Genomic DNA, 26,447 nt, shown 5'->3' on the forward strand with positions numbered 1-26,447 from the left:
ACGGAAGGAACGGAAGCGGACGAAGGGGTGGTAGGTGAGGTGGTGCGGATCAGGCGTCGTGGACGGGCACGCCGTTCACGAAGGTGCGCAGGACGGACAGGTCGGGAGTGGTGACGATCAGGTCGGCGGGCGCGCCAGGTTCGAGACGGCCGCGGGCGGTTCCGAGCAGCCGCGCCGGGTTCGCCGCCGCCAGCCGCACCGCGGTGCCGAGTCCGACCTCGGTACGCGCGACCGCCCAGGCGACGCACTCGATCAGCGAGCGGCCCGACCCGGCGAGCAGTTCGCCGCCGGGCAGCGTGACCCGGCCGTCCTCGCCCACCGTGATCCGGCCGCCGACCGGGGTCGTGTAGTCGCCGGGGGCGCATCCGGCCAGCGCCACGGAGTCGCTGACCAGCAGCGCGCGGCCGGTCCCCTTGGCGCGGAGCATGGCGGTGAAGGTGTCGGCGGGCAGGTGGTGCCCGTCCGCGATGAACGTCGCGGTGAGGCCTTCCGCGGCGAGCTGGGTCCAGAGGTAGTTGGGGTGCCGCCGGATGAGCGTGTGCGCGCCGTTGCCCAGGTGGGTGGAGAGCCGCGCGCCCGCCCGTACGGCCGCCTCGATCTCGGCGGGCGTCGCCGCGGTGTGCCCGATGGAGGCGATGACGCCGCGCCGGGCGAGTTCGGCGATGTAGTCGAGGGCGCCCGGCCGTTCCGGGGCCAGCGTGACGATCCGCACCAGCCCGCCGCTCGCCTCCTGCCAGCGGCCGAACTCGGCGAGGTCGGGATCGCGCAGGTGGGCGGCGTCGTGCGCGCCCCGCGGGCCGTCCTCGGCCGACAGGTAAGGACCCTCCACGTGCACGGCGGCGATGGCGTGCCCGACCAGCGGGTCGGCCTCTCGCGCCGCCGCGATCACGCGCAGGTTCCTGGTGATCCTGTCTTCCGGGGCGGTGATGATCGTGGGGCACAGCGTCGTGGTGCCGCGTTTCCACAGCTCCCGTACGAGTGCGGCGACGTCGCCGGTCGTGAGGTCGTCGGCGTTGAAGTCGTGCCCGCCGTACCCGTTGACCTGGAGATCCACCAGCCCGGGGAGGACGAGCACGTCGGGCGCGCCGGGGCTCTCGGTGACCGCGGCGATCCGCGGCCCGTCCAGCTCGACGCGTACGGGACGCCCGTCCGCGAGCCTGCCCTCGATCGTCACGGGGCCTCCCCTGCGAGCGTTGCCGCGGCGGCCAGCACCCGGCGACCGGCGTCGGGCGTGAACGCGGCACGCAGCCCGTACGCCCGGTGGGCCTCGTCGATCTCGTAGCCGCCCGCGGCGTAGTGCGTCTCCGGGTAGGGCAGGTAGCCGGGCACGCCACCGGTGTAGCCGGCGACGAGCAGCCCGGGGTCGCCGAGCGCGGCCCGCAGTTCCAGCGCCAGCTCGACGAAGGGCTCGCAGGGCAGGAAGACCAGCGGCACGCCGCCCCACCGGTGCACGGCGACCTGGACCTCGACCGACTCCGGCCCCGGATCGGCGAGCTGGGCGACCGCCCACCCCGCCCACGGCCCATCGCGGTCGACGGCGAGCGCGCGCAGTTCGTCCGGCGTGAGCGGGTCTCCGAGCGGCAGTTCGACGCGGGTGGCGGACACCGACACCGGGCCCGCCACCGCCTCGGTCCCGGCGGCGAGCACGGTGGTGAGCACGGCGGCGAGCGCGGCCTCGCCGACCAGGGTCCCGATGCGCTGAGCGGCCTCGAAGGTCCGGCCAGGACGCGGCTCGGCGCCGCGCAGGCTGTCGAGCGCGGTGTGGCCGGTGTTGAGCTGGCCGCAGCAGCCCTGGAGGAACACCGCGACGCCGCCGAGCGCGTCCTCCACGTGCCGCCGCGCGTACCCGGGCCAGTCGGCGGTGAGCCGCAGGTTGTCGGGGCCGAGCGTCACCGGGTGGCAGGCGTGGGAGAACACGGTGGCGAGGGGCTCGCCGTCCGCGCGCTCCAGGCGTACGACGGGGACCGCCGGGTCGGTGAGGGTTCCGCCGCGCCGGTTGTGGGCGACGCCGTGGAGGGATCCGCAGCCCCGGCGGAGCACGGCGGGTGCGAGCGCGTCGAGCGCCGCGACGGCCGCGCCGACGATCCGCGCGCAGGTGTCCTCGACGTAGCGCGGGTCGGCCACGCCGCCGATGCCGCCCCTGGTCACCGCGGGGCCCGCGTGCGTGTGCGTCACCGCCACGGCCACCCCCTCCTCCGGGATCCCCGTACGCTCCCGCAGGTCACGGGCGATCCGGCGGGTGGTGTCCGGGTCGAGCGCGATGAGGTCGGCGGAGATCACGACGGACGTGGTCGCCCCATCGGAGACCGCCACGGCACTGGCCAGCAGCCGATCGTGCACCCCGGTGGACGCGGAGACGCGCGCCGCGTACCCCGCGAGCGAGCCGCCGACCGGCGGCGTGATGTCGGCGACCGCGACCCCGGCGAGCAGCGACGCCCCGCCCCTGCTCACAGCCATCGAACCCGCCCGCGGAAGCGATCGAGGAAGAGCGCGTTGCGCTCGTCGCCGCCCGGCGCGTTCCCGCTGCGCCAGATCTCGGGGACCGTGCCGCGCCCGGCCAGCTCGGCGATCGCCGCGGCCATGAGGCAGTTGAGCGTGTACGCGTTCGCGAACGTCGAGATCGCGCCCACCCGGTCGGGAACCCCCTCGATCTCCAGAACGGCGTCGCCGATCGGCACCTTCGTGTCGATGTGCAGGTCGACGAGGTCGTGCAGGTTCCGCTTGGTGGGGTGCCTGGCCGGGTGACCGGGGGCGGTCCGGTCGGCGTGTTCCCTGGAGGAGACGCCGATCACGGTGACGCCGCGCTCGCGGGCGGTCAGCGCGGCGTCGATGAGCGCGGCGTTGATGCCGTACGCGTTGACCAGAATGAGCAGGTCCCCCTCGGCGAGCCCGTTGTCCTCGATGACGACGCGGCCGTAGCCGGGGGTGCGTTCGATCGCCATCGAGCGCAGCGCACCACCGGAGAGCAGCGTGCCCTCGTCGAGGATGGCGCTGACGTTGACCAGGCCGCCGGCGCGGAAGAACACCTCCTGCGCGGCGAGGTTCGAGTGGCCGCCTGGGCCGTAGACGTAGATCAGCCGGTCCGCGCCGTACCGGGTGATGTGGTCGGCGATGAGCACGGCCGCCGCGCCGATGGCGTCGGCCTCTTCGGTTTCGATCCTGCCGATCAGGCCCACGACCTGCTCGGCGTACGTCCGCATGAGTGACGTGTGCCGTCCGTTTTGCACCTGCAGGCTCCTCGTGACCGATGTAAGCGATTGCAGGCATTTAAGACCATGGCCGAATCCCGGTCAAGAGTCCGACCGCGGCCCCGTGGAATCACGCGCGACGAACACGCCGGGCAGCCTGACGTGCTCGGGCGCGCCGCCCGGGGCCTCGATCTGCCTGCTCAGCACCTGGACCGCGGTGGCGCCGAGGTCGCCCGTCGGCGCGGTCACCGTGGTCAGGCTCGGCGTCACCGTACGGGCCAGCAGCACGTCGTCGCAGCCCACGACGCTGCGCTCGCCGGGCACGGAGACGCCGCGCCCGGCCAGCTCGGCGAGCACGCCGCACGCGGTGAGGTCGTCGAAGGCGAAGGCCGCGGTGGCGTCGGTGCCGAGCAGCGCGGCGCCGGCCTGCCTGCCGCCCTTGAACGTCGCGCGGAACGGGCCCAGCTCCGTCAGCTCCACCCCGCGCCCCCGCGCCCACCTGCGGATCGCCTGCGCGCGGCGGGCCGCCGCCCACGACGCGCTCGGCCCGGCGAGCAGCGCGAACGACCGGTGGCCGTGCTTGTGGAGATGGTCGCCCGCGTCGAAGAGCGCGCTGGTGTTGTCGCAGATCACCGAGGACAGGTCGCGCAGCGGCCGGTTGAGCAGCACGCACGGGAGCCCTCTCGCGGCCTCGCGCAGCGCCGACGACGACGAGCGCGGCGAGGCCACGATCACCCCGTCCACCCTGCTGCGGAGCTGGGCGACGTGCCGCACCTCGGCCGCCGCGCTCTCCTCCGCGTCGACCAGCATGACCGAGCTGCCCATCCGCTCCGCCGCCTGCTGGATCGCGCGTACGAGCTGCGGGAAGAACGGGTTGGTGATGTCGGGCACGATCAGCCCGATCATCTCGGCCCGGCCCGTGACCAGGCCGCGCGCGGCGGAGCTGGGCTGGTAGCCCAGCTCGGCGGCGACGGCCATGATCTGCTCCCTGACGGGCGCGCTGACCAGCTCGGGCCGGTTGAACGCGCGCGACACGGTCGCGGCCGAGACGCCGCACCGCCGGGCGATGGAGTAGATCGTCGGCTTGCTCACACCGCGCTCCTCAGCATTGGCTCGACCGGGCTTGACCGGAGTACTCTAGCGAAGCCAGAATCATGCAATCGCTTTCATTGTTTCAGACGAACCCCCTTCTCCGACATCACCCGCATCCCGCTACGAAAAGGACGGCATGGGTTCCGAGCAGCCCGACCAGATCGCCCGCAGGCAACTCGAAGACGTCATCCTCCCGTTCTGGTTGGAGCACGGCATCGACACCGTGCACGGCGGGTTCTTCACCTGCTTCGACAACAGGGGCCGACGCCGGCTGTCGACGGACAAGTTCACCTGGTCACAGGGCCGTTTCGTCTGGCTGCTCGCCCGCGCCGCCCGGCTGGCCGACCGCGGGCTGCTCACCCTGCCCGTCAGCTCCGCCGCCCTCGTACGGCACGCCGAGCGCGGCGCGGCCTTCCTCCTCGACCACGCCGTGCATCCGGACGGGCGGTGCGCGTACGTCGTGGACGAGCGGGGCGCGCCCCTGCCCGCGGAGCGCAGCGTCTTCGCCGACGCCTTCGTCGCCATGGGGCTGGCCGAGCTGACCCGCCACACCGGCTCGCCCGAGCACCTGCCCACGATCGACCTGATCGTCCAGCGGGTCGCGGACGACGTGGCGGCGGGCGATCCGCCGACGCCGCCGTACCCGCTGCCGCCCGGCTGCTCGGGGTTCGGCGCGCGCATGATCGTCCTCAACGCCCGGCTCGACCAGGCCCGCGCGCACCAGGCGGCCGCCGCAGAGCGGACGAACCCGTACGCGGACGAGCTGCGGGCCGCCCGCCGGGCCATGGTCGCGCACCGGGAGGAGAGCGGCCTGTTCACCGAGACGTTCGTGGCCGATCCCGGCCTGCGTGACACGGTCCTGGCCCGGCACCGCACCCCCGGCCACGCGCTGGAGGGGATCTGGATGGCGCTGGAGGCCGGCGAACTGCTCGGCGAGACCGGCGACCACGGTGACCTGCTCGCCTCCGTCTCCGCGCTGTGCGAGGCCGGGTGGGACGACGAGCACGGCGGCCTGTTCCGCTACGTCGGCGTCTCCGGGCGGCCGTACGGCGGGCCGTACGAGGACCTGGTCAGGCGGACGTGGTCGACGAAGCTGTGGTGGGTCCACACGGAGGCCGCCTACGCCACCCGGCTGGCGGCCGAGCGTTACGCGGACCGGGAGGCGGCCGGCTGGTTCGACCGGATCTGGGACTACACGCTGCGCACGTTCCCCGGCGGCGCGGACGGCGAGGAGTGGATCCAGATCAGGGACCGGGCGGGGGCCCCGCTCGACGAGGTCGTCGCCCTGCCGGTCAAGGACCCGTACCACATCGCCAGGAACCTCATGCAAATCGTCGAGCTTCCCCGGCTCGGCGCTCAGGGAGAACAGCAGTGACAGCCACGAACACCGGCCCCGTGATCGAGCGGGTCGCCGGACGACTCGACGTCCGCGTATTCAGCGACAGGGCGGAGTCCGGCGCCGCGGCGGCGCGGGCCGCGGCGGAGGCGCTGCGCACGGCGCTCGCCACCCGCGGCGCGGCCAGGGCCGTCTTCGCCGCCGCGCCCTCGCAGCGGGAGACGCTGGCCGGGCTGCGCACCGCCGAGGGGATCGACTGGTCCAGGGTCACCGTCTTCCACATGGACGAGTACATCGGCCTGCCCCAGGACGCGCCCGAGCGGTTCGGCCGCTTCCTCCACCAGGAGCTGTGGGACACCGTACGGCCCGGCGCCGTCCACGTCATCGAGCCGGGCGACGACCCGGAGGCGGAGAGCACCCGCTACGCCGAGCTGCTCGGCCGCGGCCCGATCGACCTGGTCTGCCTGGGCATCGGCGACAACGGCCACCTGGCGTTCAACGACCCCCCGGTGGCCGACTTCGCCGACCCCCTCGCGGTCAAGGTGGTCGAGCTCGACGACGCCTGCCGCCGCCAACAGGTCGGCGACGGATGCTTCGCCACGCTCGCGGACGTGCCACGACGGGCGATCACGCTGACCGTGCCCGCGCTGATGGCCGGCCGTACCCTGGTCGCCACGGTGCCGGGACCGAGCAAGCGGGCCGCGCTCGCCGCCGCGCTCGACGGGCCGATCGACGAGAGCTGCCCCGCCTCCGTCCTGCGTACCCATCCGGACTGCACGCTCTTCGCCGACCTGGAGGCATACCAGTGAGAATCACCGACGCCAAGGTCATCGTCACCAGCCCCGGGCGGAACTTCGTCACCCTGAAGATCACCACCTCCGACGGCGTCACCGGCGTCGGCGACGCGACGCTGAACGGCAGGGAGCTGGCGGTGGCGTCCTACCTGCGCGACCACGTCTGCCCGCTGCTCATCGGCCGCGACCCGGCGCGCATCGAGGACACCTGGCAGTACCTCTACCGCGGCGCGTACTGGCGGCGCGGCCCGGTCACGATGACCGCGATCGCGGCCGTCGACACCGCCCTGTGGGACATCAAGGGCAAGGTCGCGGGGCTGCCCGTCTACCAGTTGCTCGGCGGGCGCTCGCGCGAGGGCGTCACTGTGTACGGCCACGCCAACGGCGAGACGATCCCCGAGGTGCTCGACGAGGTCGCCAAGTACGTCGACCTGGGCTACCGGGCGGTCCGCGTGCAGGCCGGCATCCCCGGTCTCGCCGCGACCTACGGCGTGGGCAAGGACAAGATGTTCTACGAGCCCGCCGACGCGCGGCTGCCGAGCGAGGCCAACTGGTCGACCGAGCGCTACCTGCGGGTCGTGCCCGAGCTGTTCGCCGCCGTACGCGACCGGTTCGGCTTCGACCTGCACGTCCTGCACGACGTCCACCACCGGCTCACCCCGATCGAGGCCGGCGGGCTGGGCTCCCGGTTGCAGGAGTACGCGCCGTTCTGGCTGGAGGACCCGGTGCCCGCCGAGCTGCAGGACGGGTTCCGGCTGATCAGGCAGCACACCACGACGCCGATCGCGGTCGGCGAGGTGTTCAACTCGATCTGGGACTGCGAGCAGCTCATCCGCGAGCAGCTCATCGACTACATCCGGGCCACGGTCGTGCACGCGGGCGGGATCACCCACCTGCGCCGGATCTTCGACCTCGCCGCGCTGCACCACGTGCGCACCGGCTCGCACGGCGCGACCGACCTGTCCCCTGTCTGCATGTCCGCGGCGCTCCACCTGGATCTCGCCGTCCCCAACTTCGGCATCCAGGAGTACATGCGGCACACCGAGGCCACCGACGAGGTGTTCCCGCACGGTTACCACTACGCCGACGGTTACCTCCACCCGAGCGAGGAGCCGGGTCTCGGCGTCGACATCGACGAGGAACTGGCCGCCCGATACCCGTACGAACCGGCGTACCTGCCGGTCAACCGGCTGATGGACGGGAGCATGCACCATTGGTGAGGCTCAGCCGCGCCACCCTGCCCAGGGTCGCGCCCGACGCCCGCCCGTTGGCGCTCCCGCGCCTGACCGGCGTCGTGCACCTGGGCATCGGCGCCTTCCACCGGGCCCACCAGGCCGTCTACACCGAGCGGGCCATGGCGGCGACCGGCGACGACCGCTGGGGCATCTGCGGGGTCAGCCAGCGCAGCACCGACGTGGCCGACCGGCTCCGCCCGCAGGACTGCCTGTACGGCGTGCGCGCGGGCGACGAGGTGCGCGTGGTCGGATCCGTGCGGGAGGTGCTCGTCCCCGGTGACGACCTCGCCGCGCGACTGGCCGCGCCGCAGACCGCGGTCGTCACGCTGACCGTCACGGAGAAGGCGTACCGCCGCGAAGCCGTACCCGGCGCTGTGCCCATCACGGTGCCCGGCGCTATGTCCGGCGCTGTGCCCGGTCGCCCGGTGCACGGTGTGGTCGGGAGGCTGGTCGCCGGGCTGCGCGCCCGCGCCGCCGCCGACGCGGGCCCGCTCACCGTCGTCTCCTGCGACAACCTGCCCGACAACGGCGCGACCCTGGCCAGGCTCGTGGCGGAGCTGTGCGAGCCGCCGCTGCTGCGCTGGGTCGAGGAGAACGTCACGTTCCCCGCGACCATGGTGGACCGGATCGTCCCCGCGACCACGGCGGCCGACCTGGACGACGTGGCCGCCAGGCTCGGCGTGACCGACCTGGGCGCGGTCGTCACCGAGCCGTTCACGCAGTGGGTGATCGAGGACCGCTTCGCCGGGGACCGCCCGGCCTGGGAGCGGGCGGGCGCGCTGCTGGTGGACGACGTGCGGCCGTACGAGCGGATGAAGCTGCGCCTGCTCAACGGCAGCCATTCGGCCATCGCCTACCTGTCAGGGGCGACGTACGTGTCCGAGGCCGTGGCCGATCCCGCGTTCGCCGCCTTCCTGCGCCGGCTCATGGACGACGACCTCACGCCGACCCTGGGCGGGCTGGACGGGTTCGACCTGCCGGCGTACAAGGAGTCGTTGCTGGCCCGGTTCGCCAACCCCGGCCTGCGGCACCGCGTCGCGCAGATCGCGGCGGACGGCTCGCAGAAGCTGCCGCAGCGCCTGCTGGACCCGGCGCGCGACCGGCTGGCCGCCGGCCGCGAGCCCCGCTGGATCGCGCTCGCCGTCGCCGGATGGATGCGCCACGTCACCACGTGCCGCGAGCTGGACGACCCGCTGGCCGCCCGGCTGCGCGGTGCCGAGACGGCCTCCTTCTCCAGCACCGCCGCCGCCACCGTGCGCCGCCTGCTGGCCGTCGAGGAGATCTTCGGCGCCGACCTCCGGGACGACCGGGTCTTCCGCGACCTCGTCACGGACTGCCTGGAACGGCTCGCCGCCGACGACCTCCCCACCGTGCTGCGCGCACTCGACGCCGACTCAGCCGCCCACTGAGCCGCCCATTGAGCCACCCGCCGCGGCGAGCAGTTCGGCGACCTCCGTGTGCCCGTTCAGCAGGGCCAGCTCGTACGGGGTGCGGCCGCCGTACACCGGGTGTCCGCCGAGCCCGTCCACCTCGGCCCCGTGGTCGAGCAGCAGCCGCGCCCGCCGTGGACCGCCCCGCAGGGCGGCGGTGGCCAGCTCGTCGCGCAGGAGCTGCCGTGGCGAGGGCAGGGCCGGGCCCAGCCGGGCGTGCCACGGGCCGCCCTCCCCCTGGCCCAGCCCGAACTCCAGCAGCAGCCGGAGGTGGGCGGTGTCGTCGGAGAACGTGCCGCCGAGCCCGCGGTTGTAGAGGGCCTGGCCGTCGTTGGGGTCGGCCCCGGCCTCCAGCAGCAGCCTGGCCAGCGCCATTGCCTCGGGGTGCGGCGGCTGGTCGCCCTCGCCGCCGCCGAACGCGCCGGTGAGCACGGTGAACGGCGAGGTCAGCCCGTCCCACAGGAACCCGGCGTCCGGATCGGCGCCGTGGTCGAGGAGCAGCCGGGCCGCCGCGACGTACCGGCCGGGCCCGTCGAGCCGGGCGTAGGCCAGGTACAGCAGCGGCTCCCAGCCGAAGGGGCCGCCCTGTGCCCGAGCCGCCCCCGGGTCGGCGGCCAGGAGGTCCGCGAGCGCGTCGGCCGCGCCGGTGGCGGCCATGGTGTGGACGTTCACGGTGGCCAGGTGGGGCCGCCGGGACAGCAGCAGGCCGGCCTCCTGCCTCCTGCGGGGGTCGTCGGCGCCGTAGTTGAGGCAGGCCAGGCGCAGGAACTCCGCCCACGGCTCCTGACTCGGCTCGACGAGGTGTGGTGAACGCGTGTAGCGCTCGACGGTGACCAGATGCTCCTTCAGCCTGGGCCAGCTCGCGAAGCCGTACCGGCGGGCGGTGACGAGTTGCGCGTCGGCCAGCCGGAACGCCCGAGGCGGCCGGGGGTGGAACTCGGCGACGAGGGCCAGGGACTCGGGCACGTCGGCCCGTACGCGGCGCAGGAGGGTCTTGGCCTGCTTGCGGAGCAGTTCGAGGCTGGGGTGGTCGGGCAGGCGTTGGGTGGGCACGCGGGCCTCCTTTCCGAGTGGCCTGGTGTCCGCATGGTCAGGCCGGAAAAGAGGTCGAGCCGAACAGCGTGGTGAACATCAGGTGGGCTTGGCCCTTTCCGCGGACCGGTGGCGCCCTGGGCGCGCACCACCCACCCTACGCGGAGCCGCCGGAGGTGGTGAAGCGGCCGCGCGCGACCAGCTCGACCGTGACCACGATCGCGATCGCCTCGGCGGCCAGCAGCGCCACCAGCACCACGAGCTGGACGATGCCCGCCTCGATCGGGCTCGCCCCGCCGAGCAGCACGCCCACGAACGCCCCCGGCAGCGTGACCAGCCCCACGGTCCTGGTCTGGTCGAGGGCCGGCACCAGCGCCCCGGCAGCGGCCGGGCGGCAGATCTCCATGGCCGCGTCCCTGGGCAGGAAGCCGAGTGACAGCGCCGCCTCCACCTCTCCCCTGCGCTGGAACAGCTCCTCCACCGCCCGCCGGCCCGCCAGCGCCGTGGCCGTCAGGCAGCCGCCCAGCAGGATCCCGGCGATCGGGATGATCACGATTCCGGTCACGGAGATCACCCCTGTGCCCGTCAGTACGGCCAGCGCGGGAACGGTGCCCGCGGCGATCGGCAGACCCGCCCACCACCACCCCGTACGGGTGCCGGTGACGCGCCGCCCCGCCGTGAACGTGGCCACGCCGAACATGAGGAGGATGAACGCCACCACCGCCGTCGAGTAGGCGACGACCCAGGTGATCACCACGGACACGGCGCCCAGTTGCAGCGCGGCCCGCAGGCAGGCCGTCACGACGCCCCGGCCGTGTCCCAACCGGCCCAGCCAGGCCACGAGCGCGCCCAGGGCGGTCAGCGCGACGACGGCCACGGGCAGCAGCGCGGTGACCGAGATCAGGGACGAGGACGAGGACGACGACACCGGTACCAGTCTGACGGACGATCCGGCGCCGCCGATAGCCCTGCACGATCCGGTGCCCGATGACCTGGGCGACTTCGAGCAGGGCCGGTTCCACCGGCGTGCCGGGAGAGACGATCGGCCGTCAGGCCGACCTGACGGAGTGGAGGATGTCGGGCCGGTTGGTCATGATGCCGTCCACCCCGTACGACATCAGGCGGCGCATCACGACCGGCTTGTCCGCCGTCCAGGTGTAGACCCGCATGCCGTGCTCGTGGATCTTCCTGACGTAGGCCGGGGTGAGGTTGCCGTGCGGGGTCGTGATGCCGTCGGCGTAGCGGGCGAGTTCGGCCAGCTTTCCCTCCTCGGGCTTGCCGAGCAGCGCGACGGGCACGTCGGGCAGCACGCTGTGCAGGACGCGCATCGACTGCCAGCCGAACGCCTGCAGGGCCAGCCGCTGCCCCCGCCACAGGTCGCGTTCCTCCCGCAGCTCGGTGGCCACGCGGCGGTCGATGTCGGGGCTGTGCGGCGGGTGCTTGATCTCCAGCAGCAGCCCGGTGCCGGAGCCGCGCACCGCCTGCAGCACCTGCTTGAGCGTGGGCACCCCCTCGCCGCGGAAGCGCGAGGAGAACCACGAGCCCGCGTCCAGCTTCTGGATCTCCGCGAGCGTGAAGTCCGCGACCCGCCACGGCGACCGCTTGGGGAAGACCTGCTCCACATTGGTGGTACGGGCCAGCGTCTCGTCATGCATCAGGACGAGACGGTGGTCCTTGGTCTGCTGGACGTCGAACTCGCACGTGTCGGCCCCTTGCTCCCTGGACAGGGCGCAGGCCGCGATCGTGTTCTCAGGAGCCTGGGCCGCGCCGCCCCGATGGGCGATGTTGTCCAGGCGGGGCGCGGCGGGCGCGGACTCGACCGCCGGGGCGGCCTGGTTGGTGAGGTCGTCCAAGTGGCGTGGCGCGGCGGACGCGGGTCTGACTGTGACGGCCAGGACGGCCACCGCGGCCACAGTGGCGGTGGCGGTGGCGACGGCGACGACGCCGATCGAGCGGTCCATGTTCCTCCCCCGAACTGGGCCCATGCAATATCCCTCGAACCCACACGCACGTGTTATGTCGAGCTATGCAGGACAAGTGCCCACAAAGGAGCGGAACGACTGTTATCAACCGGCGTGTCGGCCGAGTCTGCACGAAGTCTTTGTCGGAGGGAGGGAACCGATTGAGGAGGCGGGAGCAGGGTCAGCGAACCTGGAAGTTGGCCATCATCATCATGTCCTCGTGCTCCAGGTTGTGGCAGTGGAAGACGTACTTGCCGCGGTAGCCCTCGAACCTGAGCAGCACGTCCACCTGGTCGCCGCTGGCCAGGTCGACGGTGTCCTTCCAGCCGGTCGCGTACGGGGAGGGCTCGATCACCTGGAAGGGGGCGAGGTGGATGTGGATGGGGTGGTAGACGTTGAGCGCGTGCAGCCGCCAGCGTTCGACCGTGCCGAGCGCCGGGTCGGCGGCGATGGTGTCGGGGGTGAACGCCTGGCCGTTGACCGTCCACATCGGCATGCCCTCGTGCTGCACGCTGCCCCGCTGGAACGTGAACGTGCGCTCCACCACGGCGTCGGACGGCGACAGCGGCCGCACCTCCACCAGCCTGGCCGGGATGGTGCTGTCGTCGGCGGCCCGGCGCGCGACCTTGAACCGCATCACGTTCGCGCTGCCGCCGTCGCCCAGCCGGTTGACCATCGTCACCTCCTGCCCGACCGGATACTGGGAGAAGTCCACGACGACGTCGAACCGCTCGGCCGAGGCGATCTGCAGCTCGTCGTGCGGCAGCGGCGCGCTGAGCAGCCCCAGGTCGCTGCCGACCTGCACGAACGCGGGCCCGCTCGGCGGCGCGGGGTCGAGGGCGAGCCGGTAGCGGCGCGCGTTCGAGGCGTTGAGCAGCCGGAAGCGGTAGCGGGCGGCGTCCACCTCCATGAGCGGCCAGGGGGCCCCGTTGACCAGGACGACGTCACCCAGCACGCCGCTGATGTAGTCGCTGTGCACGTCGGGGTAGATCATCGAGCCGTCCTCCGCGAACGCCCGGTCGACGATCATCAGCGGGACGTCGCGCTCGCCCTTCGGCAGGGGCAGGGCGTCCTCCTGGGCGTCCTGCACCAGGTGGAACCCGGCGAGCCCCTTGTACACCTGCGGACCGGTGAACTGCATGCGGTGGTCGTGGTACCAGAGGGTGGCCGCGGCCTGGTCGAGCGGATAGACGTAGTCGAACGAGCCGCCCGGGTCGATGAGGTCGGTGGGATAGCCGTCGTGCTCCGCCGGGGTCCGTCCGCCGTGCAGGTGCACCACGACCGGCTCGGGCAGCTCGTTGCGGTGGCGGACCACGGTCTGGCGGCCGCTCCTGGAGACGATCGTGGGGCCGGGGAAGATGCCGTCGTAGCCCCACACCTGCGTACGCAGGCCGGGCAGGATCTCCACCTCGGCGGCCCGCTGAGTGATCTCGTAGCGGTCGTCGGCGCCGCCGCCCGTGGGGCGCAGCACCGGCGGGATCGGCAGCGGCACGGTGAACGGCTGTGGCAGGCGGGCGGTGCTGCGTACCAGGGCGCCCGCGCTGGACTCGGCCTCCACGTTGGCGCCGCCGCCGACGGCCAGACCGTCCAGGATGCCCCCGGGCGTGCCGCCGTTGCCACTGCCGACGGGGCTGCCGTCGGAGCAGCCGGCCAGCGGAGCCAGCACCAGACCGCCCGCCGCCGCGCGCAGCATCTGCCGTCTGGACAGCGTCATGATCTCCCCCTTCGCCGGTTGTCGATCGCGACCGCGACCGCGGCTCCGATGACCGCCAGGATCATCGGCCCGAACCCCAGGACGAACGTCCACGGCGGCCGTACCGTGCCGTCGGACACGAACAGCCTGGCCACGAGATCGTTGAAGAGCAGGAATCCCACCGCCAGCCCGGCGAAGAGACCCAGGATGGCGACCCCAAGCGTTCTCATGCGCGCCACGCTAGTCACCCCGACCGCGGACGCTAACCGGCTGAAGGCGACACCTGTCATCAACATCGGACGATGGTGAACAGCCCGCCGCACTGGTTATCCTCTGCCCCGTGGGGAACCGCCGGGTGCTCGTCGACGCGGCTCTGGGCGTGGCCGTGTCGGTCGTCGTCGCCGTGGCCGTCACGATGGACCTCGGCGGCGCCCGCAGCCCCGACTTCGTGGCCTACGTGTTCGCGGTCGGGCTGGGCGCGCTCATGCTCGTACGGCGGCGCTTCCCCGTACTGGCGCTGATGGCCACGGCCGTCGGCCTGCTCGCCTACTACGCGGCCGGTTACCCGGCGATCGGGCTGGCCCTGCCGGTGGCGGCGGCGCTCTACTCGGCGGCCGAGGCGGGCAAGCTCCTCGTGGCCTGCGCGGTGGGCGGCGCGCTCGTGCTGGTCAGCACCGTGTTCCGGCTGCACGACGGCGAGAGCCCCGCGTACCTGCTGGGGTTCGAGCTGGCCTCCACGGTCGGTCTCATGATGGGCGTGATCGGGTCGGGCGCGGCCCTGCGCGCGACCCGGCTGCTACGCGCCGAGCAGCGGCGCGCGGCCGAGCGGGCGGCGGCGGAACGCGCCCGCGAGGCGCGCCTGCGGGTGGAGGAGGAACGCCTGCGCATCGCCCGCGACCTGCACGACGTGCTCGGCCACACCATCGCGGTGATCTCGGTTCAGGCGGACGTCGCCGGTGAGGCACTCGACGACGACCCGGCCGCGGCCCGCGCCGCGCTGGGCGTGATCCGCCGCGCGGGCGACAACGCCAACCGCGAGCTGCACCACACGCTCGGCCTGCTCAGGGACGAGGGCAACGGCGACGGCCGCGCGCCCACCGCCAGCCTGAACCACCTCGACGCGCTCGTGGCGACGACCACCGCCAGCGGGCTGGCGGTGGAGTTGTCCACGGAGGGCGACCCCGTGCCGCTGCCCATGGTCGTGGACGCCACGGCCTGCCGGATCGTGCAGGAGTCGCTGACGAACTGCCTGCGGCACGCCCGCGCGTCCCGGGCCGAGGTGCGGCTGCGCTACCAGGACGACCGGCTCGGCATCAGCGTCGCCGACGACGGCCGCGGCGCCGACCTGCGGGCCGAGCGGACCGGCCGGGGCCTGGACGGGATGCGTGAGCGGACCGCGCTGCTCGGCGGCCACCTGACGGTCAGCTCGGAACCGGGCGGCGGCTTCCTGGTCGAGGCGTGGCTGCCGCTGACGCCGTCGGCCCGGCAGGTCGCACGGTGATCCGGGTCGCGCTGGTCGACGACCAGGAGCTGATGCGGGCCGGGCTGCGGGCGCTGCTGGAGCGCGCCGAGGACATCACCGTCGCCGGGGAGGCCGCCGAGGGCCGGGCCGGGTACGAGCTGACGCTCAAGGAACGGCCCGACGTCGTGCTCATGGACATCCGCATGCCCGGGGTGGACGGCATCGAGGCGACCCGGCGCATCGTGGCCGACGAACGGCTGCGTTCGGTCCGGGTGGTGGTGCTGACCACGTTCGACACCGACGAGCACCTCTTCGACGCCATCCGGGCGGGCGCGTCGGGGTTCCTGCTGAAGAACACGGCGCCCGACGACCTGCGGGCCGCCGTACGGACCGTGGCCGGGGGCGAGGCGCTGCTGTCGCCCGCGGTGACCCGGCGCGTGCTGGCGGCCGTCGCCCGCGAGCCGCGCCCCGTGGACCGGCGGCTGCTCGACCGGCTCACCGACCGCGAGCAGGAGTTACTGGTCGAGATCGCGGCCGGGCGGTCCAACGACGAGATCTCCGGCCGGCTGTTCCTGAGCCCGTCCACCACCCGCACGTACGTCAGCCGCCTGCTGACCAAGCTGGACGCCCGCGACCGGGCCCAGCTCGTGCACCTCGCCTACGAGAGCGGCCTCGTGCAACCGGGCGAGGCGTCCCGCTGATCCCCTGCTGATCCCCCGCGGATCCCCTGCTGATTTCCCGCTGAGGATACGACGGGGGCGACCACGGGACGCCACGGTGCCGGTCCGGACCCTGGCCCGACGCCGTGGCGCGCCCGCGCGCCGTCCCGGCTAGAACCGGAGCTTGTGCAGGTAGCGGTAGCCGACGTCGGACGTCTGCCGGGGCGTGACGTCCGGGGTGTCGTTCTCCACGATGTACTCCTTCACCTTGTGCGCCTCGAAGACCCGGCGGAAGTCGATCGTCCCGGTGCCGAGGTCGGCCATGTCGCCGTCCAGGTGCCGGTCCTTGACGTGGTACTGCAGCACGCGCTGGGGCGCCCTGCGGATGACGTCGATCGCGAACTTCACGGGATCCTTGGCGCCGCGCCCGACGCCGCCGGTGACCGCCCAGTAGATGTCGATCTCCAGGTGGACCAGGCGCGGGTCCAGCTCACGGGTGAGCACGTCCCAGGGCGTGACGCCGCCGCCGAGGTCGGTCGTGAACTCGTGGGCGTGGTTGTGGTAGCCGTACCGCAGCCCGGCCGAACGGGCGGCGCGCGCCTCCACGTTCATCCGCTCGGCCCAGCCCTTCCACTCGTCCAGGCTGGCGGACTGCAGGTAGGGCACCACGATGTAGGACTGGCCGAGGGCCAGCGCGTTCTCGATCTTCGTGTTCAGCGCGGCGTCGTCGGGGCTGATGCCGTCGTGGCTGGAGCTGGCGTGCAGGCCGAGCCCGTCGAGGAACTCGCGCAGTTGCCGCGCCGTCCTGCCGAAGTAGCCGAGCGCCAGCTCCACCTTCGGATAGCCGATCTCGGCCAGGTAGGCGAGGGTGCTGTCGTAGTTCTGGGCGAGGTCGTCGCGGACCGTCCAGAGCTGGACGCTGATCTGGCCGGGAGGCACCCGCTGCCTGCCGCCGTGGTGGGGCGTCGCCGCGGCGGCGGGCGAAGCGGCGGCCGCTCCGGCGAGAGCCGCCGCCCCGAGCCCGAGGCCCGCGGCGAGCAGGGAACGCCTGCTGGGGCCGTAGCCGTAACACATGGGGGTCTCCTAACTCGTGGGCTCGAGAACGACCTGGTCGCTGCTGGTCAGCGGGGGCAGCCCGCCGGTGCCCGGGTCGGTGTACGTGGCCACGAAGACGCCGTTCAGCTCGTCGGTCTCCGGGTCGTGCCCGCTCGGTTCCGTGGTCTGGATGGAGCCCGTGCAGCCGCGGGCCGTGGTCTGCGGGTGGCCGTGGTCGTCGTGGCCGAGTACGTAGTCGACGGTCACGTTGGCGCAGTTCACCGGCTGGTCGTCGGTGACCCGTACCTCGAACTCGACCACGTCGCCGAAGGTGAACCCCTGGCCTGCCACGGGCCGGACCAGTTCGACGACCGGGGCGGAGTTGCCGACCACGATCCGTACCGAGGTGGCCGCGGACCTGCCGCTGGGGTCGGTGACCCGGAGCGTGGCCTGGTAGATGCCGTTCTCCCTGAACGTGTACGACCCCGCCGCGCCGCGCGCGTCCACCCTGCCGTCGGCGTCGAAGTCCCAGGCGTAGCCGAGCCTGTCGCCGTCGGGGTCGTTCGTTCCCGTGCTGGTGAAGTCGACGGTGAGCGGCGCGAGGCCGTTCGTCGCGGACGCCGTGACCTTCGGGATCGGCGAGTGGTTGCCCGTGTTGCCGATGTAGTCGATCCTGGAGAGCCGGGCGTCCGGGTTCTCGCGGAAGTAGCCGTCGCCGTACTCCAGGACGTAGAGCGCGCCGTCGGGGCCGAACTCCATGTCCATCGGGTTGTCGATGACGAACGACGGCAGCACGCCCTCGATCCGTCCGTCGCGGTGGAACGCCTTGACGTAGTCGCGGGTCCACTCGTAGAAGAGCGGGACCCCGTCGTAGTACTTCGGCCAGCCCACGGCGGCGCGGCCGCGGGTGTCGCTCGGGTCGAAGTCGTACGCCGGTCCCGCCATCGGGCCGATGCCGCCGGTGCCCAGGGCGGGGAACTCCGGCGAGGCGCCGTACGAGTACCAGACGCCGGGCTGCACCACCGGAGGCAGCTCACGCAGGCCCGTGTTGTGCGGCGACTCGTTCACCGGCGCCGCGCAGTCGAACGCGGCCCCGGACGCGCCGGTCCCGAAGTCGTAGTCCACGTACGGCAGCCGCGCCGTCGAGCAGTACGGCCAGCCGTAGTTGCCCGCCCTGCGCACGACCGTCCACTTGCCGTGCCCCGCCGGGCCGCGCAGGGGGTCGGCCTGCTGCTCGTCGGGCGAGTAGTCGGCGACGTACAGCTCGCCGCTCTCGCGGTTCAGCTCGATCCTGAACGGGTTGCGCAGGCCCATCGCGTAGATCTCCGGCCGCGTGCCCGCCGTGCCCGGCCGGAACAGGTTGCCCTTGGGGATCGTGTAGGAGCCGTTGTCGCGGACGTTGATGCGCAGGATCTTGCCGCGCAGGTCGTTGGTGTTGCCGGAGCTGCGCTGGGCGTCGTACGACGGGTTGCGGTCGGCCCGCTCGTCGATCGGGGTGAAGCCGTCGGAGGCGAACGGGTTCGTGTCGTCGCCGGTGGACAGGTAGAGGTTGCCCGCGGCGTCGAACACGATGTCGCCGCCGACGTGGCAGCAGATGCCCCGGTCCACCGGCACGTCGAGGATGCGCTGCTCGGTGCGCAGGTCGATGGTGTTGCCTGTGAGGCGATACCTGGACAACCGGATCAGCCCCTTGAACGGGGCGAAGTCCTGGGGCGTGCCGGTGAGAGGGGCGTCGCCCTCGTTGACGCCCGGCGTGGCCGGGTCGTCGACCGGGGTGTCGAGCGGCGGGGAGTAGTAGAGGTAGACCCAGTCGTCCTTCGTGGAACCCCTGCCGAAGCCGGGGCTGAGGGCGATGCTCTGGAGTCCCTCCTCGTCGTGCTGGTAGACGTCGACGTCGGCGGCCAGCGTGTTGAGGCCGGTCTTCGGGTCGTGCAACCAGATCTCGCCGCGCCGGGTGGTGTGCAGGACTCTCGAATCCGGTAACACCGCGAGGTCCATCGGCTCGCCCGGACGGTCGTTGAGTGTCACCTTCTGGAACTGGTCGTCGGGTGGTGGTGCCGCCGTACCGGTGGTCCCGGCCTGCGCGGCGCCCATGGGCGTGAGGATCGCCGCAGCAGTCAGGGCCGCGATCACGGTTCTTACGCTCATGCCTCTCCCTTTCTGTCTACTCGGGGGGATAAGAGAGGGCAAAGTAACGTGAATGTAACCCGAGTTACGCCGATCGACGAGAGGGTAATCGCGTCTTTTCGCGCATCTTTCGCGCGCGATCGGACTAAGTGCGGCCGGACCTCGTGCGATCGGACGCGCCTGGCATGGAGCGCGATCGGGCAGGACGCGATCGGGCAGGACGCGATCGGGCAGGGCGCGATCGGGCAGGGCGCGATCGGCGGGACGCGCCAGAACGAAGATCGCCCCCTGCCCGCGGTTCGCGGACAGGGGGCGACGGCCCTCCTTACGGGGCGGTGGCTACTTCTTCTCCTCCATGGTCACGGTCACCGTGCTCTGCTTGCCGTCACGCTGGTAGGTGACCTCGACCTGCTGCCCGACCTTGTAGCCGCGCACCTGCCCGACGACCGTCTCACCGCTCTCGACCACCGTGTCGCCGATCTTGGTGATCAGGTCGCCCTGCTTCAGCCCGGCCTTCTCGGCGGGGCTGCCCGGGGTCACCTCGCGGACCAGCGCGCCGAGCGTGTCGCCGGTGCCGTCGGCGACGCTCACGCCCAGGTAGACGTGGCTCACCGTGCCCTTGCTGATGAGCTGCTCCGAGACGTGCTTGGCGGTGTTCACGGGGATCGCGAAGCCCAGGTTGACCCCGTCGGCCGCGACCGCGCTGTTGATGCCGACCAGCTCGCCGGCGGCGTTCACGAGCGCGCCGCCGGAGTTGCCCGGGTTGATCGCCGCGTCCGTCTGGATCATGCCGCCCAGCGTGGTCGTCTCGGCCGCCTGCGTCTGCTCCCGCCCGCCCCAGCCCGGCGGGAACTGGCCCTCCTGCGGGCCACCCCCCGCCGTCACCGTACGGTCGAGCGCGCTGATGATGCCCGAGGTCACCGTGCCGTCCAGGCCCAGCGGGCTGCCGATCGCCAGGACGTCGTCGCCCACCTTGAGCTGGTCGCTGTCGCCGAGCGTCACCTTGGCCAGCCCTGAGACGCCCTCGGCCTTGATCACGGCCAGGTCGGTGGTCGGGTCCGTGCCGATCACCTTGGCCTTGGCCGTCTTGCCGTCGTTGAACTTCACCGTCAGCCCGCCGGTCTGACCGGACACCACGTGGTTGTTGGTCAGAATCAGCCCGTCCGCCGACAGCACCACGCCCGAGCCCTCGCTCGTCTGGCCCTGGATCATCACCACGGACGGCTGCACCGTCGCCGCCACCTGCGCGACCGTGTACTGATCGGCCGCCGTACGGAACACCGGGCTCGGGTTGCTCACCGTCGTCGTCACCGCCGGACGGCTCTCCGCGGTCAGGTACGCGCCCATCGCGCCACCGCCCAGCGCCGCCACCGTGAGCGCCGCCACGGCGGCCACCGCGAGCCCCGCGACCGCCTTGCGGGTCAGCGTGAACGCGGTCTTGCGCGCCGGCGGGGGCGGCGGCGGGAGCGAAGGGTTCGGCCGGGTGAACTCTCCGGCCGAGGGCGGCTTGTCGCCGAACTGGCTCCAACCATCGGTACGAGGCTCGCTCGGCTCGTTCGCGTCCATGTCATCTCCTTGTGTCCCGATGACACGAGAGTGATCCATGGCGCGTAAACACCGACTAAGCCGCTGATCGCCGCACCCGCCGGGCCCTGACACCGGCCTTATCACCGCTGGCAGCGCATGATCTCGACCGGCGAAAAAAATCTACGGCGCGGTCTCGCAGTACGGCCCCGGCGGCAACCCGTTCGCGTAGAAGGTCAGGCAGATGACGTCACCGGCGACCAAGGGGACAGTCGGGTTGAACCAGCCGAGCAGGTAGCCGGGCATCCCCTGGTGGGTGAGGGTGCCGGTGGCGGGGGCGCCGTTCACGGTGGCGCTGAACGTGAGCGTGGTGGGCGGGGGCTTGATGGTGAAGACGAATCTGCCGCCCTCGACGTTCGCGCACACCCGTTCCTCGGGCGCGCACACCGGCACGGCCTGGGCGGGTGTGGCGGCGGTGGCGAGCAGCGCCAGAGGCGCTAAAAGGCTCAGGACGACGACACGGGCGACCGACTTGACTCTCACGACGTACTCCCGGCAGGTGGGATCCGAGTTAGCAGGCGAAACGATCTGACGTTAACCCGGTCAGCCGATCAGGTCCATGGATGAGCCTCGGTACGCCTCGTCCGACTACGGGTCCCAGGGCGCGGCGGCGACACCGCCATCTTTGAGCAGGTTGCCCGAAACACCTTTTTAGGGGAAATTTCACTATTTACCGCGTTTTACAGCGTTTTTCAGTGTTTTCCAGGGCTTCAGCGATTGGTTCGGCGGCCCGGGATGCGAGGGTCGCCCCTCACATCCCCTGCGGCTCCACCTCACCCACGGCGACGCCTCCTGCGCCGGCGTGCGCGCCCGTAGGTGTCTTGCCCGTTTCCAGGATCCGGAACAGTGGGCATGGGCACACGGAAGACCCCGAATCCCAGATATCGCTGAATCGCCATAGTGTCCCCCTCGTGAATCCGTGGGGTGCGGCGCGCCGGTCTGCTGCGCGGCCGGACACTGCCGGGCTCACCCCAACCTACCCACGAACTCGCCAGGAAACCCATCCGACCTGGGATTTCTCACTACTTCAGGGACAGCAGGCGACGCCTGAACATCGGGTGCTTGGTCTCCCAGTAGCGCCAGCCCTCGACCCGGGCGGGCACGTTGGCGATGCCGGCGGCGACCTTGCGGTGGTTGCACGCGCCGAGCACCGACCAGGCCGACCAGCCGATGCGGTATCCGAACACCCGGTACCACATGTTGCCGTACTTGCCGTCGGTGATTTCCCTGGTGTACTCGTGGCCGCTGAAGACCATGTGCCGTTCTTCGAGGTGCGGCAGCCCGAGCCGGCGCAGCCTCTCGACCACCGTCTTCGTGGTGAGGGTCAGGCGGCGGTTCGTCGGCTCCGGGCTCGCGGAGGGCTCCGGGCTCGCCGAGGGCTCCGGAGTCGCCGAGGGCTCCGGAGTCGCCGAGGGCTTCGGAGTCGCCGTGGGCTTCGGGCTCGCGGAGGGCTCCGCCTGCTCGCTGGTCTCCGCCTCGCCCTCTGCCTCAGCCGCGGCCTCTGCCTCCGCCTCGCCCTCCGCTTCACCTTCTGCCTCTGCCTCTGCCTCGGCCGCGGCCGTGTCCGCCGCGGGGGCGCTCGGCTCGCGCGGTTCGAAGGTCTTTCCGAGCTCTTTCTGCTTCTCGTTCTCGGCTTCGAGGAAGGCGAGCACCTCGTGCTCCCGCGTGACCGACACCGTCATCGAACCGCCGGGGCCGTCGATGTAGCGGGTACGGGGCAGGAAGAAGTTCCGCGGCGACAGCTCGTGGATCCGGAAGAACGTACGTGGTCTGCAGTTACGGCCGCCGTCCTCGTCGAGGCGGGTGGTGTGGAAGCCGCGGTCGCTGTGAATGCCGCGGAATCTGCGAAGTGTGTCCCTGACTGGGTCGTCCGCGCTCACCGGCGGGTTCATCGTGACCACAAGAGTCACCGCGAGCAGGCCACGCATTGCGGGCCTCGCCATCCTTCTCATTGGGGTGAGCATTTCCCGTTCCCTTCGGAATGCGACCCATGTTCGCCAGACCGGTTCGATGCTTACAGTTGCCGCGAGCCAGATGACAACGCCACGCCGAAGTCGAATTTCCCGCACCGGGAAAGAAGCGGTGAAAGAGCGTCAATACCGGTCCGCCATTTGGCAAAGAGCGAATATGCGTATGCGTCGGCATAGTCGGCCCACTGGCGTGACGCTGAGTGTCCATTCGTGTTCGCCAGGTAATTAACCTATATCCGATTGTGCGGGCATTGAGGAGGATGAACCGATCCGTACGTACCTCCCTACGGCAGATTCCGGGTTTCTGGAGGTACGCAAATGCACCGCAGAGTCGCCCTGTTCCCCGCCATCGCGCTCGCCCTGGCGGGCGCCCTGGTCCCCGGGGGCACAGCGCAGGCAGGCACCGCCACGGAGGGGCTCGACCCCAGGCCCGTCCGGTGGAACGCCGCGGATTCGTGGTCGGAGCGCCGGACCGTCTCGCAGTACTGGACCACGGGCCGCCTGCTCGCCGCGCGACCGCTGTCGGCCCCCGCGCCCCAGCGCCGCACCCAGTCGAGCGGGCCGTCCGAGGGCAGCCCGTGGGCCACCCGCGGCTCCTCCGACACGACCACCCGCGGAACGCCGCGGACCACCCGCGGCACCGGCACCTCATGGGCCGTGTCAGGCACCACTCCCGCAGCCCTGCCCATCACTGCGCCTCTCACTGGGCCTCTCACCGCACCTATCACTGAGCCCATCGCTAGGCCCGCCACCGTCCAGCGGCAGGCGCTGGTGCCCAACAGCCCGGGCCTGCAGTGGACGGACGACGGCGCGATCGTCCGCACCACCGGGCGGGTCTTCTTCACCACCGCCGAGGGCCGCAACGCCTCATGCTCCGGCTCGGCCGTGACCAGCGCGAACGAGAGCGTCGTGATCACCGCGGGGCACTGCGTGAAGCTGAACGGGGCGGCCCACCGCAACTGGGTGTTCGTCCCGGCCTTCGACGACGGCCGCACCCCGTTCGGCACGTGGGTGGCCACCAGGATGCTCACCACCCAGCAGTGGAACGCCCGCGAGGACATCAACTTCGACCTGGCCGCCGTCGTCATGGCGCCGCTGAACGGCCGTACGCTGACCGACGTCGTGGGCGGGCAGGGAGTGGCGTTCAACCAGTCCAGGCAGCAGCAGATGTACGCCTTCGGGTATCCGGCGGCCGAGCCGTTCGACGGGTCGGAGCTGATCTACTGCAGCGGACGCGCGTTCAACGACACCGTCATGACGCAGGACCAGGGGCTGCGCTGCGCCATGACCGGCGGATCGAGCGGCGGCCCGTGGTTCCGCGGGTTCGACGAGTCCACCGGGCTGGGCTGGCTGAACTCGGTCAACAGCTTCACCTACAACTTCGCCCCGAACTTCATGTTCGGCCCCTTCTTCGGCGACGAGGCGATGGCCGTCTACCAGGCCGCGCAGAACGCCGACGCGCTCTGACGGCGGCCCGGGGCGGTGGGGCATGATGGCGGGGACCCTCTCGTCAAAGGGCCCGCTCGCCGGGAGACCCGCTCGTCAAAGGGGCCGCTCGCCGGGAGGCTGGCTCGACAAAGGCCCGCTCGCCGGGAGGCCCGCTCGTCAGGAGGCCAGCCGTGGCGCCCACCGCCGATCCGCTGCCGCTGCTCGAACAGCTCATCGCCATCGACTCGGTGAACCCCGACCTCTCCCCCGGCGGCGCGGGCGAGTCGGCCGTCGCCGGGTTCTGCGCGCGGTGGCTGGGCGAGCGTGGGTTCGAGCCGCACAAGCTGGAGCGGCGGCCCGGCCGGCCGTCCCTGGTGGCCGTGGCCAGGGGCACCGGCGGCGGGCGCTCGCTCATGCTCAACGGGCACCTCGACACCGTCGCGTACGGCACGTACGACGGTGACGCGCTCACCCCGCGCATCCACGACGGGAAGATCTACGGCCGCGGCGCCTTCGACATGAAGGGCGGCATCGCCGCCATGATGGCCGCGGCCGTTCGCGCCACGACCGTCGGCGGCCCGCTGCGCGGGGACGTCATCCTGGCCTGCCTCGCCGACGAGGAGCACGCCAGCTTCGGCACCGAGGAGGTGCTGGAGAGGTTCACCGCGGACGCGGCCGTCGTGACCGAGCCGAGCCTGCTGGAGGTGACGCTCGCGCACAAGGGGTTCGCGTGGTTCGAGGTGGAGGTGCTGGGCCGGGCCGCGCACGGCTCGCGTCCCGACCTCGGCGTGGACGCGATCGCCAAGGCCGGTCACTTCCTGGTGGCGCTAGAGGACCTCGGCCGCCGGCTCGCCGCCTCCGGCGGGCACCGGCTGCTGGGGCCGGGCACCGTGCACGCCTCGCTCATCGAGGGCGGGGAGGGCGTCTCGACGTACCCGGCGCGGTGCCTGATCACGATCGAGCGGCGTACGGTGCCGGGTGAGACGGCGCTGACCGTACGGGCCGAGCTGACCGAGATCCTCGACCGGCTCGTCGGCGCCGTCCCCGAGTTCGCGTACCGGCTGCGTGAGGGGCTGCACCGCGAGCCCTTCGAGGCCGATCCCGATTCCGCGATCGCCCGCATCCTGCTGCGCCAGGCCGAGCGGGCGCTCGGCCATCCGCCGGTGATCCGCGCCGAGCCCTTCTGGACCGACTGCGCCCTGCTGGCCCGCGCCGGGATCCCGTGCCTGCTCTTCGGCGTCGACGGGGGCGGCGCGCACGCCGACACGGAATGGGCCGACATCGCCTCAGTGCACCGGGTCACCGACGTCCTCGCCGCCACGATCACGGAGTTCTGCGCCTGATCCGCTCGCCCGCCGCTCTCGGGTGCGGCGCTCATCGGCCCCGGGCACGCGATGTCCGGCGGAAACTCGATGGCGATCAGCCGATGGGCATGGCTAGCCTTTTCACAATGATCTACGAGCATCCCCTGGCCTACGTGCTGGGTCTGCAGGGCATGGCCCTGATGCGGTCGTTCACCGGCGAGCACGGGCGCGAGTTCGTCGAGGCCCGGCTGGCCGAGGTGCGCCGCCTGCTCGACGACGCGTCTCTGGCGGAGGCGGGCGTCGACGTCGTCCGGCTGGACCCGGCCGAGGGTTATCGCATCTGGTCGGAGACGTACGACGGGCCCAACCTGACGTTCGACTACGACGAGCCCCTCGTGAAGGAGATCGTCGCCGGGCTGCCCAAGGGCGTGGCGCTCGACGCCGCCTGCGGCACCGGGCGCTATGCGGCCCTGCTGTCCGGCGACGGCCACCAGGTGATCGGGGTCGACGGCTCGCCCGACATGCTGGCGCGGGCGCGGGCGCGCGTGCCGCAGGCGGAGTTCCTGCGGGGCGACCTCTCCCGCCTCCCGGTACCCGACGCCACCGCCGACCTGGTGGTGTGCGCCCTGGCCCTGACGCACGTGCCCGCGCTCGACCCGGTGCTCGCCGAGTTCGCGCGGGTGCTGCGGCCGGGCGGGAGCGTGGTGATCTCGGACATCCATCCGGAAGGGGTGGCGCGGGGCGTCGTCCCCCCGGTACGCCTGCCCGACGGCCGCCCCGCGCGCGTGGCCACCTACCACCACCGGATCGGCGACTACGTACGCGCCGCGCTGAAGGCGGGTTTCCAGGTGCGCCGCTGCGAAGAACCCCGGACGCCCGCCGCCGATCGCCCCCAGCCGCCGCCCCGGCCCCGCGTCCCCGGCGTCCTGGGGCCGTGGGACGTGTGGCCCTGGGTCCTGACCGACCTCGTCCCGGAGGCCGCCGACGCCGCCATCGCCGGCTCCCCCGTCATCGTCGTGTGGCACCTGCAACTTCCGGCCGCCTGATACCCCCTCGCCACACCTCCGGCGGGACACTCGCGCGGGCGCGGCGCTGAATCGAACCCATCGGTACGATC

23 protein-coding genes are annotated in these 26,447 nt (G+C 72.2%); 9 read left to right on the forward strand and 14 right to left on the reverse strand.

Annotation, left to right across the window (positions count from 1 at the left end):
• Positions 1–49: 49 nt before the first annotated feature.
• The 4 genes from ACZ6S0_RS35560 to ACZ6S0_RS35575 all read right to left on the reverse strand — a co-directional run bounded on the left by ACZ6S0_RS35560 (position 50) and on the right by ACZ6S0_RS35575 (position 4,280).
• Positions 50–1,174, reverse strand: coding sequence for an N-acetylglucosamine-6-phosphate deacetylase (locus ACZ6S0_RS35560; RefSeq protein ID WP_465923716.1), 1,125 nt, complete (start codon positions 1,172–1,174; stop codon positions 50–52).
• Positions 1,171–2,457 carry a neutral/alkaline non-lysosomal ceramidase N-terminal domain-containing protein gene (locus ACZ6S0_RS35565; protein ID WP_465923717.1) on the reverse strand — a complete coding sequence of 429 codons (1,287 nt, stop codon included), beginning with the start codon at positions 2,455–2,457 and terminating at the stop codon, positions 1,171–1,173. Before ACZ6S0_RS35565 ends, ACZ6S0_RS35560 begins: the two co-directional genes overlap by 4 nt.
• The gene (locus ACZ6S0_RS35570; protein WP_465923718.1) at positions 2,448–3,227 is read right to left on the reverse strand and encodes a sugar isomerase domain-containing protein; all 780 of its coding nucleotides are present in this window, start codon (positions 3,225–3,227) and stop codon (positions 2,448–2,450) included. Before ACZ6S0_RS35570 ends, ACZ6S0_RS35565 begins: the two co-directional genes overlap by 10 nt.
• Before the next feature lie 63 nt (positions 3,228–3,290).
• Positions 3,291–4,280: a LacI family DNA-binding transcriptional regulator gene (locus ACZ6S0_RS35575; RefSeq protein WP_465923719.1), complete on the reverse strand. Its 990-nt coding sequence runs from the start codon at positions 4,278–4,280 to the stop codon at positions 3,291–3,293.
• A gap of 136 nt (positions 4,281–4,416) precedes the next feature.
• Between ACZ6S0_RS35575 and ACZ6S0_RS35580 the strand changes: the two genes are divergently transcribed.
• From ACZ6S0_RS35580 to ACZ6S0_RS35595, 4 genes are read left to right on the forward strand one after another with little or no spacing between them, the layout of a single operon-like run.
• Positions 4,417–5,655 (forward strand): AGE family epimerase/isomerase, encoded by a 1,239-nt coding sequence (locus ACZ6S0_RS35580; protein WP_465923720.1) that lies wholly within the window; start codon positions 4,417–4,419, stop codon positions 5,653–5,655.
• Complete coding sequence (locus tag ACZ6S0_RS35585) at positions 5,652–6,425, forward strand: 6-phosphogluconolactonase (RefSeq protein WP_465923721.1); 774 nt, start codon at positions 5,652–5,654, stop codon at positions 6,423–6,425. The genes ACZ6S0_RS35580 and ACZ6S0_RS35585 overlap by 4 nt, the downstream gene beginning before the upstream one ends.
• Positions 6,422–7,630 carry a D-mannonate dehydratase ManD gene (gene manD, locus ACZ6S0_RS35590; protein WP_465923722.1) on the forward strand — a complete coding sequence of 403 codons (1,209 nt, stop codon included), beginning with the start codon at positions 6,422–6,424 and terminating at the stop codon, positions 7,628–7,630. Before ACZ6S0_RS35585 ends, manD begins: the two co-directional genes overlap by 4 nt.
• A complete protein-coding gene (locus ACZ6S0_RS35595; protein WP_465923777.1) occupies positions 7,627–9,054 on the forward strand; it encodes a mannitol dehydrogenase family protein in 1,428 nt (475 codons plus the stop codon). Before manD ends, ACZ6S0_RS35595 begins: the two co-directional genes overlap by 4 nt.
• Here the strand turns inward: ACZ6S0_RS35595 and ACZ6S0_RS35600 are convergent.
• The 5 genes from ACZ6S0_RS35600 to ACZ6S0_RS35620 all read right to left on the reverse strand — a co-directional run bounded on the left by ACZ6S0_RS35600 (position 9,040) and on the right by ACZ6S0_RS35620 (position 13,991).
• Positions 9,040–10,128: a hypothetical protein gene (locus ACZ6S0_RS35600; protein WP_465923723.1), complete on the reverse strand. Its 1,089-nt coding sequence runs from the start codon at positions 10,126–10,128 to the stop codon at positions 9,040–9,042. The two genes, ACZ6S0_RS35595 and ACZ6S0_RS35600, sit on opposite strands and share 15 nt — an antisense overlap.
• A 136-nt stretch (positions 10,129–10,264) precedes the next feature.
• Positions 10,265–11,035, reverse strand: a complete 771-nt coding sequence (locus ACZ6S0_RS35605; RefSeq protein WP_465923724.1) for an ABC transporter permease — start codon at positions 11,033–11,035, stop codon at positions 10,265–10,267.
• 121 nt (positions 11,036–11,156) lie between these two features.
• Entirely contained in the window at positions 11,157–12,068 is a 912-nt protein-coding gene (locus tag ACZ6S0_RS35610) for a glycerophosphodiester phosphodiesterase (RefSeq protein ID WP_465923725.1), read from the reverse strand.
• Between the two features lie 181 nt (positions 12,069–12,249).
• Positions 12,250–13,782 carry a multicopper oxidase family protein gene (locus ACZ6S0_RS35615; RefSeq protein ID WP_465923726.1) on the reverse strand — a complete coding sequence of 511 codons (1,533 nt, stop codon included), beginning with the start codon at positions 13,780–13,782 and terminating at the stop codon, positions 12,250–12,252.
• Entirely contained in the window at positions 13,779–13,991 is a 213-nt protein-coding gene (locus tag ACZ6S0_RS35620) for a DUF5957 family protein (RefSeq protein ID WP_344875934.1), read from the reverse strand. The genes ACZ6S0_RS35615 and ACZ6S0_RS35620 overlap by 4 nt, the downstream gene beginning before the upstream one ends.
• Before the next feature lie 110 nt (positions 13,992–14,101).
• Between ACZ6S0_RS35620 and ACZ6S0_RS35625 the strand changes: the two genes are divergently transcribed.
• Together ACZ6S0_RS35625 and ACZ6S0_RS35630 are read left to right on the forward strand one after the other, a co-directional pair.
• The gene (locus ACZ6S0_RS35625) at positions 14,102–15,262 is read left to right on the forward strand and encodes a sensor histidine kinase (RefSeq protein ID WP_465923727.1); all 1,161 of its coding nucleotides are present in this window, start codon (positions 14,102–14,104) and stop codon (positions 15,260–15,262) included.
• Entirely contained in the window at positions 15,259–15,924 is a 666-nt protein-coding gene (locus tag ACZ6S0_RS35630) for a response regulator (protein ID WP_465923728.1), read from the forward strand. Before ACZ6S0_RS35625 ends, ACZ6S0_RS35630 begins: the two co-directional genes overlap by 4 nt.
• 129 nt (positions 15,925–16,053) lie before the next feature.
• Here the strand turns inward: ACZ6S0_RS35630 and ACZ6S0_RS35635 are convergent, their stop codons facing one another.
• The 5 genes from ACZ6S0_RS35635 to ACZ6S0_RS35655 form a co-directional block, all read right to left on the reverse strand.
• Entirely contained in the window at positions 16,054–16,956 is a 903-nt protein-coding gene (locus tag ACZ6S0_RS35635; protein ID WP_465923729.1) for a sugar phosphate isomerase/epimerase family protein, read from the reverse strand.
• 9 nt (positions 16,957–16,965) lie between these two features.
• Entirely contained in the window at positions 16,966–19,065 is a 2,100-nt protein-coding gene (locus ACZ6S0_RS35640; protein WP_465923730.1) for a PQQ-dependent sugar dehydrogenase, read from the reverse strand.
• A gap of 318 nt (positions 19,066–19,383) precedes the next feature.
• Complete coding sequence (locus tag ACZ6S0_RS35645) at positions 19,384–20,610, reverse strand: S1C family serine protease (RefSeq protein ID WP_465923731.1); 1,227 nt, start codon at positions 20,608–20,610, stop codon at positions 19,384–19,386.
• A 141-nt stretch (positions 20,611–20,751) separates the two neighbouring features.
• On the reverse strand, positions 20,752–21,111 hold the full coding sequence (locus ACZ6S0_RS35650; RefSeq protein ID WP_465923732.1) for a hypothetical protein: 360 nt from the start codon (positions 21,109–21,111) through the stop codon (positions 20,752–20,754).
• A 539-nt stretch (positions 21,112–21,650) separates the two neighbouring features.
• On the reverse strand, positions 21,651–22,571 hold the full coding sequence (locus tag ACZ6S0_RS35655; RefSeq protein WP_465923733.1) for a hypothetical protein: 921 nt from the start codon (positions 22,569–22,571) through the stop codon (positions 21,651–21,653).
• Positions 22,572–22,916: 345 nt separating this feature from the next.
• Here ACZ6S0_RS35655 and ACZ6S0_RS35660 point away from each other — a divergent pair, with 345 nt between their 5' ends.
• The 3 genes from ACZ6S0_RS35660 (at position 22,917) to ACZ6S0_RS35670 (ending at position 26,376) form a co-directional block, all read left to right on the forward strand.
• Positions 22,917–24,065, forward strand: a complete 1,149-nt coding sequence (locus ACZ6S0_RS35660) for a trypsin-like serine peptidase (protein WP_465923734.1) — start codon at positions 22,917–22,919, stop codon at positions 24,063–24,065.
• Positions 24,066–24,217: 152 nt separating this feature from the next.
• A complete protein-coding gene (locus ACZ6S0_RS35665; RefSeq protein WP_465923735.1) occupies positions 24,218–25,369 on the forward strand; it encodes a M20/M25/M40 family metallo-hydrolase in 1,152 nt (383 codons plus the stop codon).
• Between the two features lie 107 nt (positions 25,370–25,476).
• Positions 25,477–26,376: a class I SAM-dependent methyltransferase gene (locus ACZ6S0_RS35670; RefSeq protein ID WP_465923736.1), complete on the forward strand. Its 900-nt coding sequence runs from the start codon at positions 25,477–25,479 to the stop codon at positions 26,374–26,376.
• Positions 26,377–26,447: the final 71 nt, after the last annotated feature.

Source organism: Nonomuraea sp. NPDC051298 (assembly GCF_055586305.1).